Genomic DNA, 13,485 nt, shown 5'->3' on the forward strand with positions numbered 1-13,485 from the left:
ATGAGAATGACACGACGGCGAAAACGTCATGGATGGAGACTGCATGCCTTCGCGCTCGTGGCAAGTGCGTTCTTGCTGAGCGTGAATCAGTCAGACGCGCAGACAATCGCTCAGGCGGGTGCGCAGGCGCTGCCGATGTCCGGCTCCCAACCCGTTGCGGCGAAGCCCGCACCGGGCGCCGCGGCGGCCCGTGATCTGTATCTGGAAGTCATGCTCAACGGCCAGCGCACCTCGTTGATCGCGCATTTCCGCGACGTCGGCGGCCGGCTCAGCGCCACCGCGAAGGACCTGAGCGACATCGGCATCGCCACCGACAAGCTCGGCGCCGCCGATACCGCCTCGATCGAACTCGACCAGATCCCGGGCCTGCACTACCAATACGACGCCTCGGGCCAGACCATCGACCTTCAGGTACCCGACGCGATCCGCAAGCCGTACACGTTCGATACGCGCGAGTTGACGCAAACGCCGAATGCCACCGCGTCGCGCGGCTTTCTGGTCAACTACGACGCGTTCGCGCAAACGGACACCAATGCGCAGTTCGCACTGTGGAGCGAGGAGCGCTACTTCGACCCGGCCGGCGTGCTGAGCAATACCGGTATCGCGTACCTGTACCGCGATCTGCATCGTTACGTACGCTACGACACCTCGTGGAGTACCTCGAACCCGGCCACGCTCAGCACCACCCAGTTCGGCGACACGATTTCATCGTCACTCGACTGGAGCCGTTCGATCCGCATCGGCGGCTTCCAGTGGCGCAGCAACTTTGCGCTGCGCCCCGACCTCGTGACGTTCCCGGTGCAGGCACTCTCGGGCACGGCCGTCGTGCCGTCGGCGGTGGATCTGTACATCAACAACGTGCGGCAATTCAGCGGCAACGTGCCGAGCGGACCGTTCATCGTCAATAACGTGCCGGGCATCACCGGCGCGGGCGAAGCCACCGTGATCACGCACGACGCGCTCGGCCGCACCATTTCGACTTCGCTGCCGCTGTACGTCGACACCCGGATGCTGGCGGCAGGCCTGTCGAGCTATTCGTTCGAAGCGGGATTGCTGCGCCGTGCATATGGCATCGATTCGTTTTCCTACGATCCACGGCCCGCGGTCAGCGCGACCGCGCGACGCGGCATGAGCGACGCGCTGACACTCGAAGGCCATGCGGAAGCCACCGGCGGCCTCGTCAACGCGGGAGCCGGTGCGCTGGTGCGCATGGGCATGGCCGGCGTGATCAACGGCTCGTTGTCCGCGAGCGCCGGCAAGCTGACCGGCACCCAGGTCGGTCTCGGTTATCAGCTGATCGAACCGCACTTCTCGATCGATGCGCAGACGCTGCGCGCCTACGGCAACTACGGCGACCTCGCCGCGCGCGACGGCACACCGGTGCCCACCGCCACCGACCGCGTAACGCTGGCGCTGCCCTTCTTCAGCCGCCAGACCGTATCGCTTAGTTATATCGGCTACCGTTTTCCGGGCATTCCCGCGTCGCGGATCGGTTCACTGTCGTACACGCTGAACTTCGGCAATCTGGCCTCGCTCACGCTCAGCACGTACAAGGACTTTTTGCAGCACAACACCAACGGGATATTCCTGACCGTGAGCTTAGGCCTCGGCAACAACACCGCGATCAACGCGAGTGTCGGCCGTCAGAACGGCCAGTCCACCTACAACCTCAATGCGCAGCGGCCACCCGACTATGCCGGCGGCTGGGGCTGGGGGGTGCAGGCGGGCGGCTCGGGCGCAGTGCCGTACCGCCAGGCGCAGGCGCAATATCTCGGCAACCACGGCGAGGTGACCGCGCTGGCGCAAGACATCGACCGGCATGCGAACGCCTCGCTCGACGTGACCGGCGCGATCGTGCTGATGGACCACAGCATCCAGCCGGCGCGGCGTATCGACGACGGCTTCGCGCTGGTGTCCACCGACGGCGTCGCGAGCGTGCCGGTGCTGCACGAAAACCGCGTGATCGGCACGACCGACCGCAACGGCCATTTGCTGATACCGGACCTGAACGCGTACCAGCACAACGAGGTCGCCATCGACAGCATGAATCTGCCCGCCGACGCGCGCATCGCCACGACCTCCATGGATCTCGTGCCGGAATCGCGCACGGGTGTGCTGGCGAATTTTCAGGTCACGCGCTACAGCGCTGCTTCGCTGATTCTGCGTGGCGCGGACGGCAAGCTGCTGCCACCGGGCACGCGCGTGCATCACGTCGAAAGCGGCCGCGATACGATTGTCGGCTACGACGGGCTGACCTTCATCGACAATCTTCAGCGCGACAATCATCTCGAGATCGACACCGGCGCCATGCGTTGCAGCGTCGAATTCACCTACGAGCGCCCCGCCGCCGACGGCTCGTTGCCGACGCTTGGACCGCTCACCTGCGGCAGCAGCGCTGCGGCCCCGGCGCCAGGAGCGGCGCGATGAAGCGACCCCTTCTGCTTCTGCTGCTATGCGCGCTGCTCGCTGCGCTGCCGCAACGCGCGAGCGCACAAAGCTGCTCGGCGAGCGCGTCGGCGTTGAGTTTCGGCACGATCAGCCCGATCAGTCTGAGCGCGGTGAACGCGACCGGCACACTCACGATTTCGTGCACGTGGCCAGCCATCACGCTGACCCCTAGCGTGCAGGTATGTCTGAACCTGAACGGCACCACGCCGCGCTATCTCGGCAGCGGCAGCAATCAATTGCAGTACGGCTTGTATCAGGATGCCGCGCATTCGCTCGCGTGGGGCTCCACCGCATTGGGCACGAACCCGATTTCAGTGGTACTCAACAAGCCGGTGACCGGCACCACGGCAACGGCATCGGTCAATTTCTACGGTCAGATCGCCGGCAACCAGCCAACGGTGCCGACCACCGGAAACGCCAGCACAGGCTATTCGCAGACCTTGAGCCAGACGTCGCTGACATACGGATTCTTTCTGCTCATCTCGCCGGGTTGCGCCGCGCTCACGACCAGCGCGGGAAGCTTCGGTTTCAGTGCCACCGCGACGGTAGTGAACAATTGCCAGATCAACGCGACGAACATGGCATTCACCGCGACCGGGCTGCTGGGCTCCGCGTTGAAGGCGACCAGCACGATTACCGCGCGCTGCACCAATGGCGACGCATACCGTATCGCGCTGAACGGCGGCTTGAGCGGCAACGTCGCGGCACGCCAGATGCAGCGCTCGGGTGGCTCGGGTGCGGTGAATTACCAGCTTTACACGGACGCCGCGCGCACGAGCGCATGGGGGGATGGCACTGCGGGCACGACAATGGCAACCGGCACGGGCAGCGGCAACGTCGACTCGTTCACCGTCTACGGCGTGGTGCCAGCACAGAGCACACCCATGCCCGGCAGCTACAGCGACACGATTACCGCGACGATCAGCTTCTGAGTGCTGTTTCCCCCAAGGCCCGCGTGACGACGCGCAATGGCAAGGGTCAGAAGTTGATCATCCAGATGGCTGGCTGGGCGTCGCGCGTTGCGACGAATTGCATCGACGGCGGGTTTTGCGCGGTGTCGGCCGGCATGGCGGGTTCGAATCCGACCTGGACGATCTGGAACGGCGCGCCGTGGAGACAAGACACCGCCGGCTGGTTAGCCGCGGTAATCGCCGCGTCCCCGGCCTGGATGACGCAGGATTCCTGCACGGTCAGGCTGATTGGGATCCAGGCGAGCTCCGTCGGCGCTGCTTCTATCGCTGGCGACGCCAGAAGGATTGTCACGAACGTGGTGGAGATGAGACGGGGCATGATCATGGTCCGGAATCGACTCGCAGCGCGAGCGTGGATGCCATGTTTTTCGGCATTTCGGACCAGGAACTTTAGCTTTTTCAGGAGTAGAAAAACACTGGTTGCCGCGCATGGGGAAGTTATCAACAGAATCTGTTTGCAAATCTGTGCATAACTCACCTGTGAAATCCGCAAGCGCTTGATACTCCAGCTGTTTTTACCGTGACATCGAAGTTGGGCACGCCGGGCGCCACCGGCATCAAGGACATCAACCACGTCAATCACGCACCGCGCCCGCGGCACCCTCTCGCCCGGTTTCCTGCGAGGCCGGCGCGCCACGCTCTTCCTCGCGCCATTGCTGCCGCGAACGCACCATTCTGCGCACGGCGAGGCGCGCCATCTTCACCCAGCCCGACGGGCGCGGGTCGGCGAGCATGCTGAGCGCGCGCGCATAGTCGAGCGTGAGCCCCGGCGTCCACGCCATGGTCGCGGCGCGTTTGCGCAGCTGCGCGGCCACCCACAATTCCGGCGTCGTAATCACCCGCAAAAATGGCCGCCAACCGCCGAGATTCCCCCATACGCGCGCCGACGCGCCTTCGATCGCCGCTTCCAGTGCGCGCGATACGGTGCTCGAACAATTGCGGTGCGTCAGGTTGTAGGTCGTGTCCTGACGATAGGTGTCCCAGAAGCGGCGCAGCCGCGCCGGATCGTAATTGCGTATGCGCACCTGAACCGTCGACGGACACCATGCTGTCGACTCAGTCGGGTAATCGGGTTGGAATACACCGGGCACGTCGTTCTCGCGCGTCGCGCGCAGAAGCCGCGCGAAATCGTCGGGCGAACGATCGATCTCGACGCCCGGATACAGGCTGATATAGACGCCCTCAGGCGATTCGAGCGCGGCATGCCCGGTCGATATCACACCGTTGCGATCCACCGCCGCGATATAGCGATCCACGATCAGTTGCCGCCGCGCCTCACCCTTGGATGAACCGACCGGCGTCCACACATGAACGGTCAACGCGTCTTCGTCGGCGGCGGGCGGGCCGTCCCATTCAACTGCGCCAGGCCGAGCGGAAGCAACCGCACTCGCAGCGGAGTCGGCCGCGTAGGTGCTGGCCGCGTCGACGCTTGCGTCATCTGAAGCAACTGCCGGATTCGACGCGAGACGCCGTACGCGCGTACCCAGCAAAATCATGTTCCAGCCGCCGAACATCAGCCCGAGGCCGAGACAGTACGGCACGGTGCCCACATAGTGCGTCGGATAAGGTTGATAGAAGAAAATCGCCAGCGCGATTTCAACGCCGCCGCCGATCATCGCGAGGCGCCAGGTGCGATAACGGACGACCTTCGCGGAGACGATCTGCAGCAGGCCGTCGGCCAGAAAGAGCGTGCCGAAAATCATCGAGAGAATGATGTTGCCATGATGATGGCCGGCGAGAATCAACGCCGCCGCAACGCAGAACGCGAGGCCCTTCACATAGCGCAGCGTGCGTTGCCCGCCCATGCCGGTCCAGGCGACGGCCAGCGTGGCGAGACCTTCGAGCAGCAGCAATAGTGCAAACGGCGTGATCGGGAAATAGAGCGCGCTATCGAGTGCGTCGATGAACACCACCACGCCGAGCACCAGACTCACCCAGCCGATCGACTGCAACGAACGCCAGCGCCTGCGCAGATAATCGACACCCAGCAGGATCATAACCAGTCGAACCATTGCGAGCCCTCCGTGATCGATGCGCCTTCCTGATCGCAATCTTAACCACATTCGCGGCGCAGGCGTAGCAGGGTCCGATGTAACGGAGGTCCGCGCGTAGCGACGCTTTCACACAGCGCCGCTTCGCGAATGCATGACGCATCGAACACCGAAAGATTGCAGCGAGATGCTCAGACATACTTATGACGCTCATGCCGATGCGCCTTCGACGGACGCGCGCCGCGCTTGTTCACGCTCGCGGCTTCGCGCGGTTCATCGTGCGGTGTAACACGCGGGGTGGCATACGGGCCGTTCTGCAGCACGGCGGGGCTTTGCGGGCTTGCCGCGCTTTGCGGCGCGGCCGATTAAGTTTGTACGGCGGGCAACGGTCCCGTTGCGGCGTCGATGACCTTCTGCAATTCGTCCTGCGCATAATCAGGCAACGGCGCGGGCGGATACTTCGCGTCGGCGGCCATGACCGTGGAAGCGGTGGAGGCGTCGCAAACAAGGCCGAGGGCGATCATCAAGTGGGCGATTTTCATGTCAGGTCCGGGTCAGGATGACGCGGCCGGCATGATTGAAAAACGGGCGCGCGTCGATGGATCGGAAGGTTCCTGACGGCTTGCACCGTCAGCACAAGCAGTGTGACGGCCGGGACATGAAGGGTAAATTTTATCAAGCCGGATTCAGATATACCCAATCCGGCTTAACGAAGACCGGCGACGCGAAGCATTCTCGACGCGCCGGCCTGCGACGAATCAACGCCGCTCTGGCAAACGTAACTCAGCGAAACGTCACTCAGGCCGCCGCGGCTTGCGGCATCGCCTCGCCCTGCTCGCCGCCCAACGCGTCGAGCAGATCGTTCAGCATGCGGTCGAGTTCGGCGGTCATCAGCGTGACGTCGGAGTCGAACCGTTCGTCGTCGTTCTGCGCGGTGGGATCGCTCGCTTCCTTGAGGACGTCGAGCGCTGCGATACGCTTGATGGTCAGCGAGGGCGTCAGCACGAACGACACGCGATCGTTCCACGTCATCGCGAGTCGCATGCATTGTTTGCCCGCTTCGATATGGCGGCGCATATCTTCGGCCTCCAAAGTATGTCCGACGTAGCGCACTGTCGCGTTGCCTTCCGACGGCGAGCGCAACTCGGTGTCCTGGTCGAGCGTGAAACCCGCGGGACCTTCACCGGAAAGCAGCCAATCTGTCATTGCCGCAACCGGCGATTGCGTGACGCGCACGGTGCCGAGCGGCAGTTGATCGATCGACTTCACCAGCAGGCCGAGCACTTCGTCGGCGACCGCTTGCGAGCCTGCGTCGATCACGAGCCAGCCGTTTCGGGTATCGATCCACACGCGCGTGTCGCGGCGAATGCTGAAGGCGCGCGGCAGCAGTTCGTCAGTCACCTGCTCCTTGAGTTCGCGCATCTGTTTGCGGCCGGGTTTGAAGCCCTGCTGCTCTTCGAGTTCGAGCGCGCGTGCCTTGGTCACTTGCGTAACGACCGAAGCAGGCAGCAGTTTCTTTTCGGCGCGAAACACCAGCAGCATCTGGCCATTGAGCGAATACACCAGCGAGTCGTTGTCGCGCGGCGACGCCCAGCCATGACTCTGCATCTCGACGCTGTTGCCGGGCGCGAACGCGTGCGGCGCGAGCCATTTCTCCATTTGTTCAGGGGTGACGGACCACGGAGCGGGAAGACGGTGCAACTGAAGGTTTTTGAACCACATGGGCAGGAGTCTAGTACGGGGCAAAGCGCGTCATTCTATATGACGCGGCCAGGATGGCGAGGCCGGGCGCGCACCCCCGCGCTGCGCGCCGAAGCGGGGCTATCACAAGGCGGCGGCGGTCCGCTACATGCAGCGCAGGGGTTTCGCGCGGCGGTGCCCGTAGTGGTTTGCCACATCAGTCTTAAGGCGCGCTTTACATTTAAATAAACTAGACTTTGTGACAGGCGAGCGACATAGACGGAGGCGGCCATGGCCGATGAAACCGCACCCTGGCAGATAGTGGAATACGAGGGTTTTGAAATTCACGTGGCGCCCTTCCTGAAAAGCCCGCCCGACGACACGAACCCGTCAGCCGTGCCGGATAACCGCTACACGTATGTCGGCTATGTGTGCCATCCTGGCGCCGATCCGGCTATTCCCGGGCACACGGTACCGTTCCATCCGGACGGCGAAGAGAGCTTTACGGGTAAGGATGAAGCGCTCTACGAAGGGGTGCATGTGGGGCGCAGCATTGTCGATGGCACGCACCCGGATTTGACGGTGCTGCCGCTGGTGACGGGCGGCGTGTAACGCCTGCACACGTCGGCGCGCGAGATCACGGCTATATTTGCGCCGCGACCCGGTTGCGAAAAACTTTGCGCGTGCGCCAGAATTGCCCTGGTGGGCGGATCAATGGCCGTCAGCCTCGTCGTCCGCCTGCTTGCCGAACGGCCTCACGAACGTCAGCTTCGCGGGAAGATCCGGCTCCCAGCCTTCCAGGTCCTCGAATGGATAACGGCCGAGCGCATACAGCACGCGCTTCACGCGGCTTTTGAACGGCGCACGCGGAACATTGGGCAGAGAGCCGGGCGCGGCAGAAGCCGTCCGCTGAATATACTCGCGATCGAAATCACGCTGAGAAATACCCCACTTCATCAGGAACTCGCGGCCGCCACGGTTGCGGCGGATTCGGCCGGTCGATTTGCAGCCGAAGTGATAGATGCGGCTCTCGCCGACCGAGCGGAACACACGGCAGCCGACGAGCCACAGCTTCATCAGCAAGTCGTTGTCGCTGCTCATGCCCGGGCCAAACTCAATGCTGTAGCCACCCACCGCATGCCACAACTGGCGGCTGATCAGCATCGGCTGCAAAGCGACGCCGTCGAGATCGGCCGATTTCATGCCGGCGCTGTATGCGAGCAGACCTGCTTCGTCGAAATTCTCAGGGCCAGTGCCGAAGTTGGCAACGATCACGTTCGCACTACCGGTCGGCTCGATCAGTGCCGAAGACAGATACGCGCACGAATGGCCGAGCCCACGCAAGCTCGTGTCGAAAGCGAGGTCCCAGCCCGGCGTGCAGAACATATCGTCGTTCAGGAACAGGATCCAGTCGCGCGTGGCGAGTCGCGCCACATCGTTCAATGCGAGGCAGACGCCGACGTTGCCCGTGCTCCACGTGTGCAGGATGCCTTCCGAGCGGACCCATTCGAGCGTGCCGTCGCTGCCGTCGTTCACGTGCACGATGATTTCGTGATCGAACGCCGAATGCCGGCGGATACTATCGACGCACAGCTTCAGGTACGGCAGGTTGTTCCAGCTTGGGATCAGGATACTGAACATGAGATGGTGACGATTCTCATTGAATGGGAGTGTGCGGCGCGCGGGTGGCGGCACGGTCCGCCAGCCTGCCGGACCGGGCGACGCTCACGCTATTCCTGTCCGCATACGCAGAGGCAGCCGCCAGGATCGAGATGACCATGGCATAGAAAGATACGGTCATTTTCAGGTCGAACGTTTCGACCGTCAGACCGAAAATCCAGAAAGCCACGATAAACGTGAGCCCCATCAGCGCGGCCCGGCTCGCCGGGCCGGCAGGTGAGGCGAGCCGCCGCCAGAAGAGCACGCCCGGCACGACGTAGACGGCCAGTACAGCAAGTCCGCCGATGATGCCGTAATCGGTCATGTAAGCGAGCATCTGGTTATGGGCTTCGCCTCTGCCCAGCTGCGCAGCAAGAGGTGTGAGCAACCCCGAATCGGCAAACGACTGCATGCTGTTGCGGAAGCCGTCGCCGCCGAGGCCGAGCAGCGGATGGCTCGCAACGATGCGCGCTGCCGCCTCGTAGAGCTGCAGACGGATACCGAACGACGTGTCCTTGTTGCCATGTGTGTATTGCACCAGATCCTGCGAAAGATCGCTGACGCGGTCGCGAGCGGTCGGCGAAAACACATACACGCCGACCAGAATCGCGACGATCGCAAGCGGCAACAGCACCTTCCATTTGCGTGACTTGCCACGGCTGCGTAAGTAGAGAATCATCGCGGCGATCACAGGGATCGCTACCCACCCGCCACGCGAGCCGGTGATCAACGACGCGGACAATCCCGCAAAGAGGCCCGCCACCTTGACGATGCGCACAGCCAGCCGGTCCTTGCGCCACCAGTTCATCGACAGGATGGACAGTGCGCCCATCACCAGCGCGATATCGCCGAAGTGAATCGGATTCAGAAACTTGCTGCTAAGCCGACCGAGGCCCCAGTCACGGGGCGCGATCAAGAGAATGCCGAGCGACATCAGACCGGCGAGCGCAAACGACAGATCGGTCCACGCGAGCAAGCGCGGCAAACAGCGACGCAACACGAGGAACAGCGGCGCTGCGGCGAAGAAACGGGAAGGCGAATCGAGTGTGCTGGCCACTACCATGCCGTGCCACGCGCCCCCGAGCAGCACGGCAAAAAACGGACTCGCCGTGGCTACGCACAGCGCAATATCGATACGGTCCCACTGGAGCGGCGGCAGGCCGGTCCAGGATTTAGGCGACGCCAGCAAGGCAAGAGAAATGAGTGCGGCCGCGATCGACAAGGCACTACCCGCACCGTGTATCAGCAAGGTGGCCGACGGATACGTGAGCAGGAATAACGCTGGCAGCAGGTTTCGTGAGTTGACACTCAGGGAAGATTTTTTTGCGGGCGTCGGCATGTCTGATGAATTTAGCCAGCCGTTGCGACAGCTGGCGCGCGCGACCGGAAATATTGGCCTCGCTATTGTACCGGGTTCCCACCCCTATCCGATCAATAAGCGCCCGCGCCCCTGCCGTGGACAATCACACTGGCTTCGGCGTCATGCCGCCCGAACCGGAATCTGCGCGAAAGCATGCCGGCGTGTGCTGGTACCATACGGGCCACACGCTCCGCCGTGGCGAGTAGCCAGCCTTGATGCACCGCGCCGCAACGCCCCGCTGTCAGGGAGACCCAGAATTTTTCCCAGTATTCGAGCAATGAAACGATTAATGCGCGCGCTCTATCGCAGCGCACCTGCCGACGTGAAAAGAATCGTGGACACGGCCGTCAGCCGCTCCGTCCGCATTCCCTATGCCGGCGTGGCGCATGAGCCCGACGTGTTCCTGCGCAAGGCCTCCCGGGCGCAAATCGTGAAGAAGTATCTACACAAGCATCTGCTGCTCAAATGGCATGGGCAGACGCGCCTGCAACTCAACAACGCAGTCGGGGTCAAGCGCTTGCTGTGGATCTACACCGGCAAGCGCAATTTCGGCGACGCGACGATGGACATGTCCGGGCGGGCGCTGCTGAAGGGCACCGGCTTCGAAATCGACCTTTTCACATTGCCAAACCTGCACAAGCTGTTCGAGCAGGACGACGTCTTCCAGAACGTATTTTCCGACTTACAGGATCTTTCCGACCGTCGCTACGATGCGATCCTGATGTCGGAGTACAACCTGCCGTCGATCAAGCTGAAGACGAAATACTTCAACAAGCTCCCGTACGCGTGCCTCTTCCAGTACTTCTATGGTCCGGACCGCAATCAGACCACCTTCAGCCATGCCGCGATCAACCACGTCTTCTCGCTCGGCTACAGCGACGCCGAAATCGTTTCGACAAGCAAGCCGTATCTTGCGGCCAAGGCGCGCACTCACGATTCGGTTGGCCCGTTCCTGCCGGACGACCGGTTCCTGGCGCTTGCGGTCGGCGGGATCGATGCGAACCGCACCTACCGGCAATGGGGAGCGTTGCTCGAACTCATCGATCGCTCCGACGACCGGAACATGCCGAAGCAGATCGTTCTGCTTGGCTCGGACAATGGGGTCGCGATGGCGGATGAATTGTTGAGCCGAACCTTCGGCACCCTGAAGATCACTTCATGCGTCGGCAAGCTGACATTGCTGCAGTCGCGCGAAATGATCGCAAACGCAAGTCTCTTTGTGGGCGCGGACGGCGGACTGATGCACGTCGCGCACTCCACGCCAACGCCGAGCGTCTCATTGTTTTCCGACCGCGAGCCGCCCTATCTGCGTCTGACCGAACAATGCCATTCGATCGGCATTCAGAGCAGCGGCGACGTGGACGAGATCGCACCGGCCAACATCATGAGCGCCATCGAAACGCAGTTGGCCAATGCAGCCAAACGGGTTTTTGCCGTTTAGGCGGTGAGCGGCGTAGCCGACGTATGTCTGCTACGCGCGCTCACGTCACAGATCAGGCTGCGTCCTGCTGAAACTGAATCCGATGCAGATGCGCGTACAGACCGCCTTGCGCCAGCAACTCGCGATGGCTGCCGCGCTCGACGATATGCCCTGCGTCCATCACCAGGATCCGGTTGGCGCGCTCGATGGTCGACAAGCGGTGCGCGATGACGAGGGTCGTGCGGCCCTTCATCAGCGTTTCCAGCGCCGCCTGCACATGGCGTTCGGATTCGGAATCCAGCGCCGAGGTGGCTTCGTCGAGGATCAGGATCGGCGCGTCTTTATAGATCGCGCGCGCGATCGCCAGACGCTGGCGTTGACCGCCTGACAGCATCATGCCGTTGTCGCCGACCAGGGTATCGATGCCATTGGGCATCGCTTCGACGGTATCCCACAGATTCGCCGCGCGCAGCGCCGCCTTGACTTTGTCCGGATCGGCCGTCTCGCCATACGCAACGTTGTTGGCCACCGTGTCGTTGAACAGCACCACGTCCTGGCTCACCATCGCGATCTGGCTGCGCAGCGCGTGCAGGCCGTATTCCGGTAGCGCGACGCCGTCGACCAGAATCGCACCGCCGGTCGGATCGAAAAAGCGCGGCAGCAAATTCACCAGCGTGGTCTTGCCGCTGCCCGACGGGCCCGCCAGCGCGACCATTTCGCCCGGCGCCACCGTGAACGACACATGGTCGAGCGTGTGGCGACTATGAGTGGCATTGCTGCCGTAGCTGAACGAGACATCGCGGAATTCCACTTCACCCCGAGCGCGTTCGAGCGGCTTGCCGCCGCCCTCCGGTTCAGACGGCTCGTCGATCAGGCCGAAAATCAGTTCGCACGCCGTCATGCCGCGTTGCAGTGGCTGGTTCACGTCCATCAAATGCTTGAGCGGCGAGATGATCAGCAGCATCGACGTGACGAACGCCACAAAGCCGCCGACGGTGGTCTGATCCGATGTCGATTGCACAACGGCGATCGTAATCACCACGGCGAGCGCGATCGACGCCAGAAACTGCGTCAACGGTTGCGCGAGGCCGCCGGAGACAGTCATACGCATGGCATAGCCACGCAGACGCTTGCTCATTGCCGCGAAGCGATCCATCTCGTACTGCTCTCCGTTGTGGACCTTGACGACCTTGTAGCCACCCACTGTCTCTTCGACGATATACGACAGCTCGTTGGTCAGCAGTTGATGCTCGCGGTTCAGACGCCGCAAACGACGGTTGATCTTGCCGACCAGCCAGCCAATCCCCGGCAGCAGCACCGCGACGATCAGCGTCAGACGCCAGTTCAGATAGAACAGATAGCCGAGCAGGAAGACAACTGTCAGCGAATCGCGCACTAATGTGACCAGCACGCTCAACAGCACGTTGAGAATCTGGTTCACCTCGAAAACGATAGCGTTGATCACCGTGCTCGCGGTTTCGCGCTGGAAGAACGCCACGCTCGTGTGAATCATCCGGTCGAACATCTTCAGGCGAAGTTCGAGCAGGATCTTGTTCGACACGTAGGCGAGCAAATAGCCGGACGCGTATTGCGACACGCCGCGAATCAGCGCAAGTCCGATCACCGCGACCGGCACGAACCACTTGGCGCTGTCGCTGGCATGCGTGCCGAAGCCCTTGTCCAGCAGCGGCTTGAGCAACGCGGGGATCGCCGCATCAGTGCCGGCGCTCACGGCCATTGCAACGATTGCGCCGACCACCACCCACAGCAGCGGCTTGATATAAGGCCACAAACGCCGAAAGACGACGGCAGGCGACGATGCTTCGCCTGAACCGATGGGTTTGCTTAACGTTGGCTTCGCGCTCAAGGAATCCTCTGAGATTGCGGGACAGCTTCCGCGCAGCCGGCAGGATGCCTGACGCGTGGAATATCAAAAATCAGCATTGTAAACGCTTG

Annotated in this window: 11 protein-coding genes; 4 read left to right on the plus strand and 7 right to left on the minus strand. The window is 62.5% G+C overall.

The features are described from left to right. Positions 1-135 precede the first annotated feature (135 nt). Both B0G76_RS39735 and B0G76_RS39740 read left to right on the plus strand, forming a co-directional pair. Complete coding sequence (locus B0G76_RS39735; protein WP_120298427.1) at positions 136-2,427, plus strand: fimbria/pilus outer membrane usher protein; 2,292 nt, start codon at positions 136-138, stop codon at positions 2,425-2,427. Then, the gene (locus B0G76_RS39740; RefSeq protein WP_120298200.1) at positions 2,424-3,380 is read left to right on the plus strand and encodes a spore coat U domain-containing protein; all 957 of its coding nucleotides are present in this window, start codon (positions 2,424-2,426) and stop codon (positions 3,378-3,380) included. The genes B0G76_RS39735 and B0G76_RS39740 overlap by 4 nt, the downstream gene beginning before the upstream one ends. A 46-nt stretch (positions 3,381-3,426) precedes the next feature. Here the strand turns inward: B0G76_RS39740 and B0G76_RS42660 are convergent, their stop codons facing one another. From B0G76_RS42660 to B0G76_RS39755, 4 genes are all read right to left on the minus strand, one after another. Next, positions 3,427-3,738, minus strand: a complete 312-nt coding sequence (locus B0G76_RS42660; RefSeq protein ID WP_147394151.1) for a hypothetical protein — start codon at positions 3,736-3,738, stop codon at positions 3,427-3,429. 256 nt (positions 3,739-3,994) lie between these two features. After that, positions 3,995-5,431, minus strand: coding sequence for an HdeD family acid-resistance protein (locus B0G76_RS39750; protein WP_120298202.1), 1,437 nt, complete (start codon positions 5,429-5,431; stop codon positions 3,995-3,997). A 344-nt stretch (positions 5,432-5,775) separates the two neighbouring features. Continuing rightward, positions 5,776-5,952, minus strand: a complete 177-nt coding sequence (locus B0G76_RS43210) for a hypothetical protein (RefSeq protein ID WP_183082316.1) — start codon at positions 5,950-5,952, stop codon at positions 5,776-5,778. A 256-nt stretch (positions 5,953-6,208) separates the two neighbouring features. After that, positions 6,209-7,132, minus strand: a complete 924-nt coding sequence (locus B0G76_RS39755) for a recombination-associated protein RdgC (RefSeq protein ID WP_120298203.1) — start codon at positions 7,130-7,132, stop codon at positions 6,209-6,211. Positions 7,133-7,381: 249 nt separating this feature from the next. Here B0G76_RS39755 and B0G76_RS39760 point away from each other — a divergent pair, with 249 nt between their 5' ends. Continuing rightward, positions 7,382-7,702: a hypothetical protein gene (locus B0G76_RS39760; protein ID WP_120298204.1), complete on the plus strand. Its 321-nt coding sequence runs from the start codon at positions 7,382-7,384 to the stop codon at positions 7,700-7,702. 99 nt (positions 7,703-7,801) lie between these two features. On the opposite strand, the gene B0G76_RS39765 is transcribed toward B0G76_RS39760, so the two are convergent. Next, on the minus strand, positions 7,802-8,731 hold the full coding sequence (locus tag B0G76_RS39765; protein WP_120298205.1) for a glycosyltransferase family 2 protein: 930 nt from the start codon (positions 8,729-8,731) through the stop codon (positions 7,802-7,804). A gap of 16 nt (positions 8,732-8,747) precedes the next feature. Continuing rightward, entirely contained in the window at positions 8,748-9,971 is a 1,224-nt protein-coding gene (locus B0G76_RS39770; protein WP_259460975.1) for an O-antigen ligase, read from the minus strand. Here B0G76_RS39770 and B0G76_RS39775 point away from each other — a divergent pair. Beyond that, the gene (locus B0G76_RS39775) at positions 9,949-11,550 is read left to right on the plus strand and encodes a glycosyltransferase family 9 protein (RefSeq protein ID WP_259460976.1); all 1,602 of its coding nucleotides are present in this window, start codon (positions 9,949-9,951) and stop codon (positions 11,548-11,550) included. The genes B0G76_RS39770 and B0G76_RS39775 overlap by 23 nt on opposite strands. Positions 11,551-11,602: 52 nt before the next feature. Here the strand turns inward: B0G76_RS39775 and msbA are convergent, their stop codons facing one another. Further along, positions 11,603-13,396 (minus strand): lipid A export permease/ATP-binding protein MsbA, encoded by a 1,794-nt coding sequence (gene msbA, locus B0G76_RS39780; protein ID WP_120298208.1) that lies wholly within the window; start codon positions 13,394-13,396, stop codon positions 11,603-11,605. Between the last annotated feature and the right edge of the window lie 89 nt (positions 13,397-13,485).

It is taken from the genome of Paraburkholderia sp. BL23I1N1 (assembly GCF_003610295.1).
GTDB lineage: Bacteria > Pseudomonadota > Gammaproteobacteria > Burkholderiales > Burkholderiaceae > Paraburkholderia.

Coding starts and splice junctions, on each gene's coding strand:
- B0G76_RS39755 (WP_120298203.1), bottom strand. CDS start 7,132: ATGTGGTTCAAAAACCTTCAGTTGCACCGTCTTCCCGCTCCGTGGTCC.
- B0G76_RS42660 (WP_147394151.1), bottom strand. CDS start 3,738: ATGCCCCGTCTCATCTCCACCACGTTCGTGACAATCCTTCTGGCGTCG.
- B0G76_RS39765 (WP_120298205.1), bottom strand. CDS start 8,731: ATGTTCAGTATCCTGATCCCAAGCTGGAACAACCTGCCGTACCTGAAG.
- B0G76_RS39775 (WP_259460976.1), top strand. CDS start 9,949: ATGAGTGCGGCCGCGATCGACAAGGCACTACCCGCACCGTGTATCAGC.
- B0G76_RS43210 (WP_183082316.1), bottom strand. CDS start 5,952: ATGAAAATCGCCCACTTGATGATCGCCCTCGGCCTTGTTTGCGACGCC.
- B0G76_RS39750 (WP_120298202.1), bottom strand. CDS start 5,431: ATGGTTCGACTGGTTATGATCCTGCTGGGTGTCGATTATCTGCGCAGG.
- B0G76_RS39735 (WP_120298427.1), top strand. CDS start 136: ATGTCCGGCTCCCAACCCGTTGCGGCGAAGCCCGCACCGGGCGCCGCG.
- B0G76_RS39740 (WP_120298200.1), top strand. CDS start 2,424: ATGAAGCGACCCCTTCTGCTTCTGCTGCTATGCGCGCTGCTCGCTGCG.
- B0G76_RS39760 (WP_120298204.1), top strand. CDS start 7,382: ATGGCCGATGAAACCGCACCCTGGCAGATAGTGGAATACGAGGGTTTT.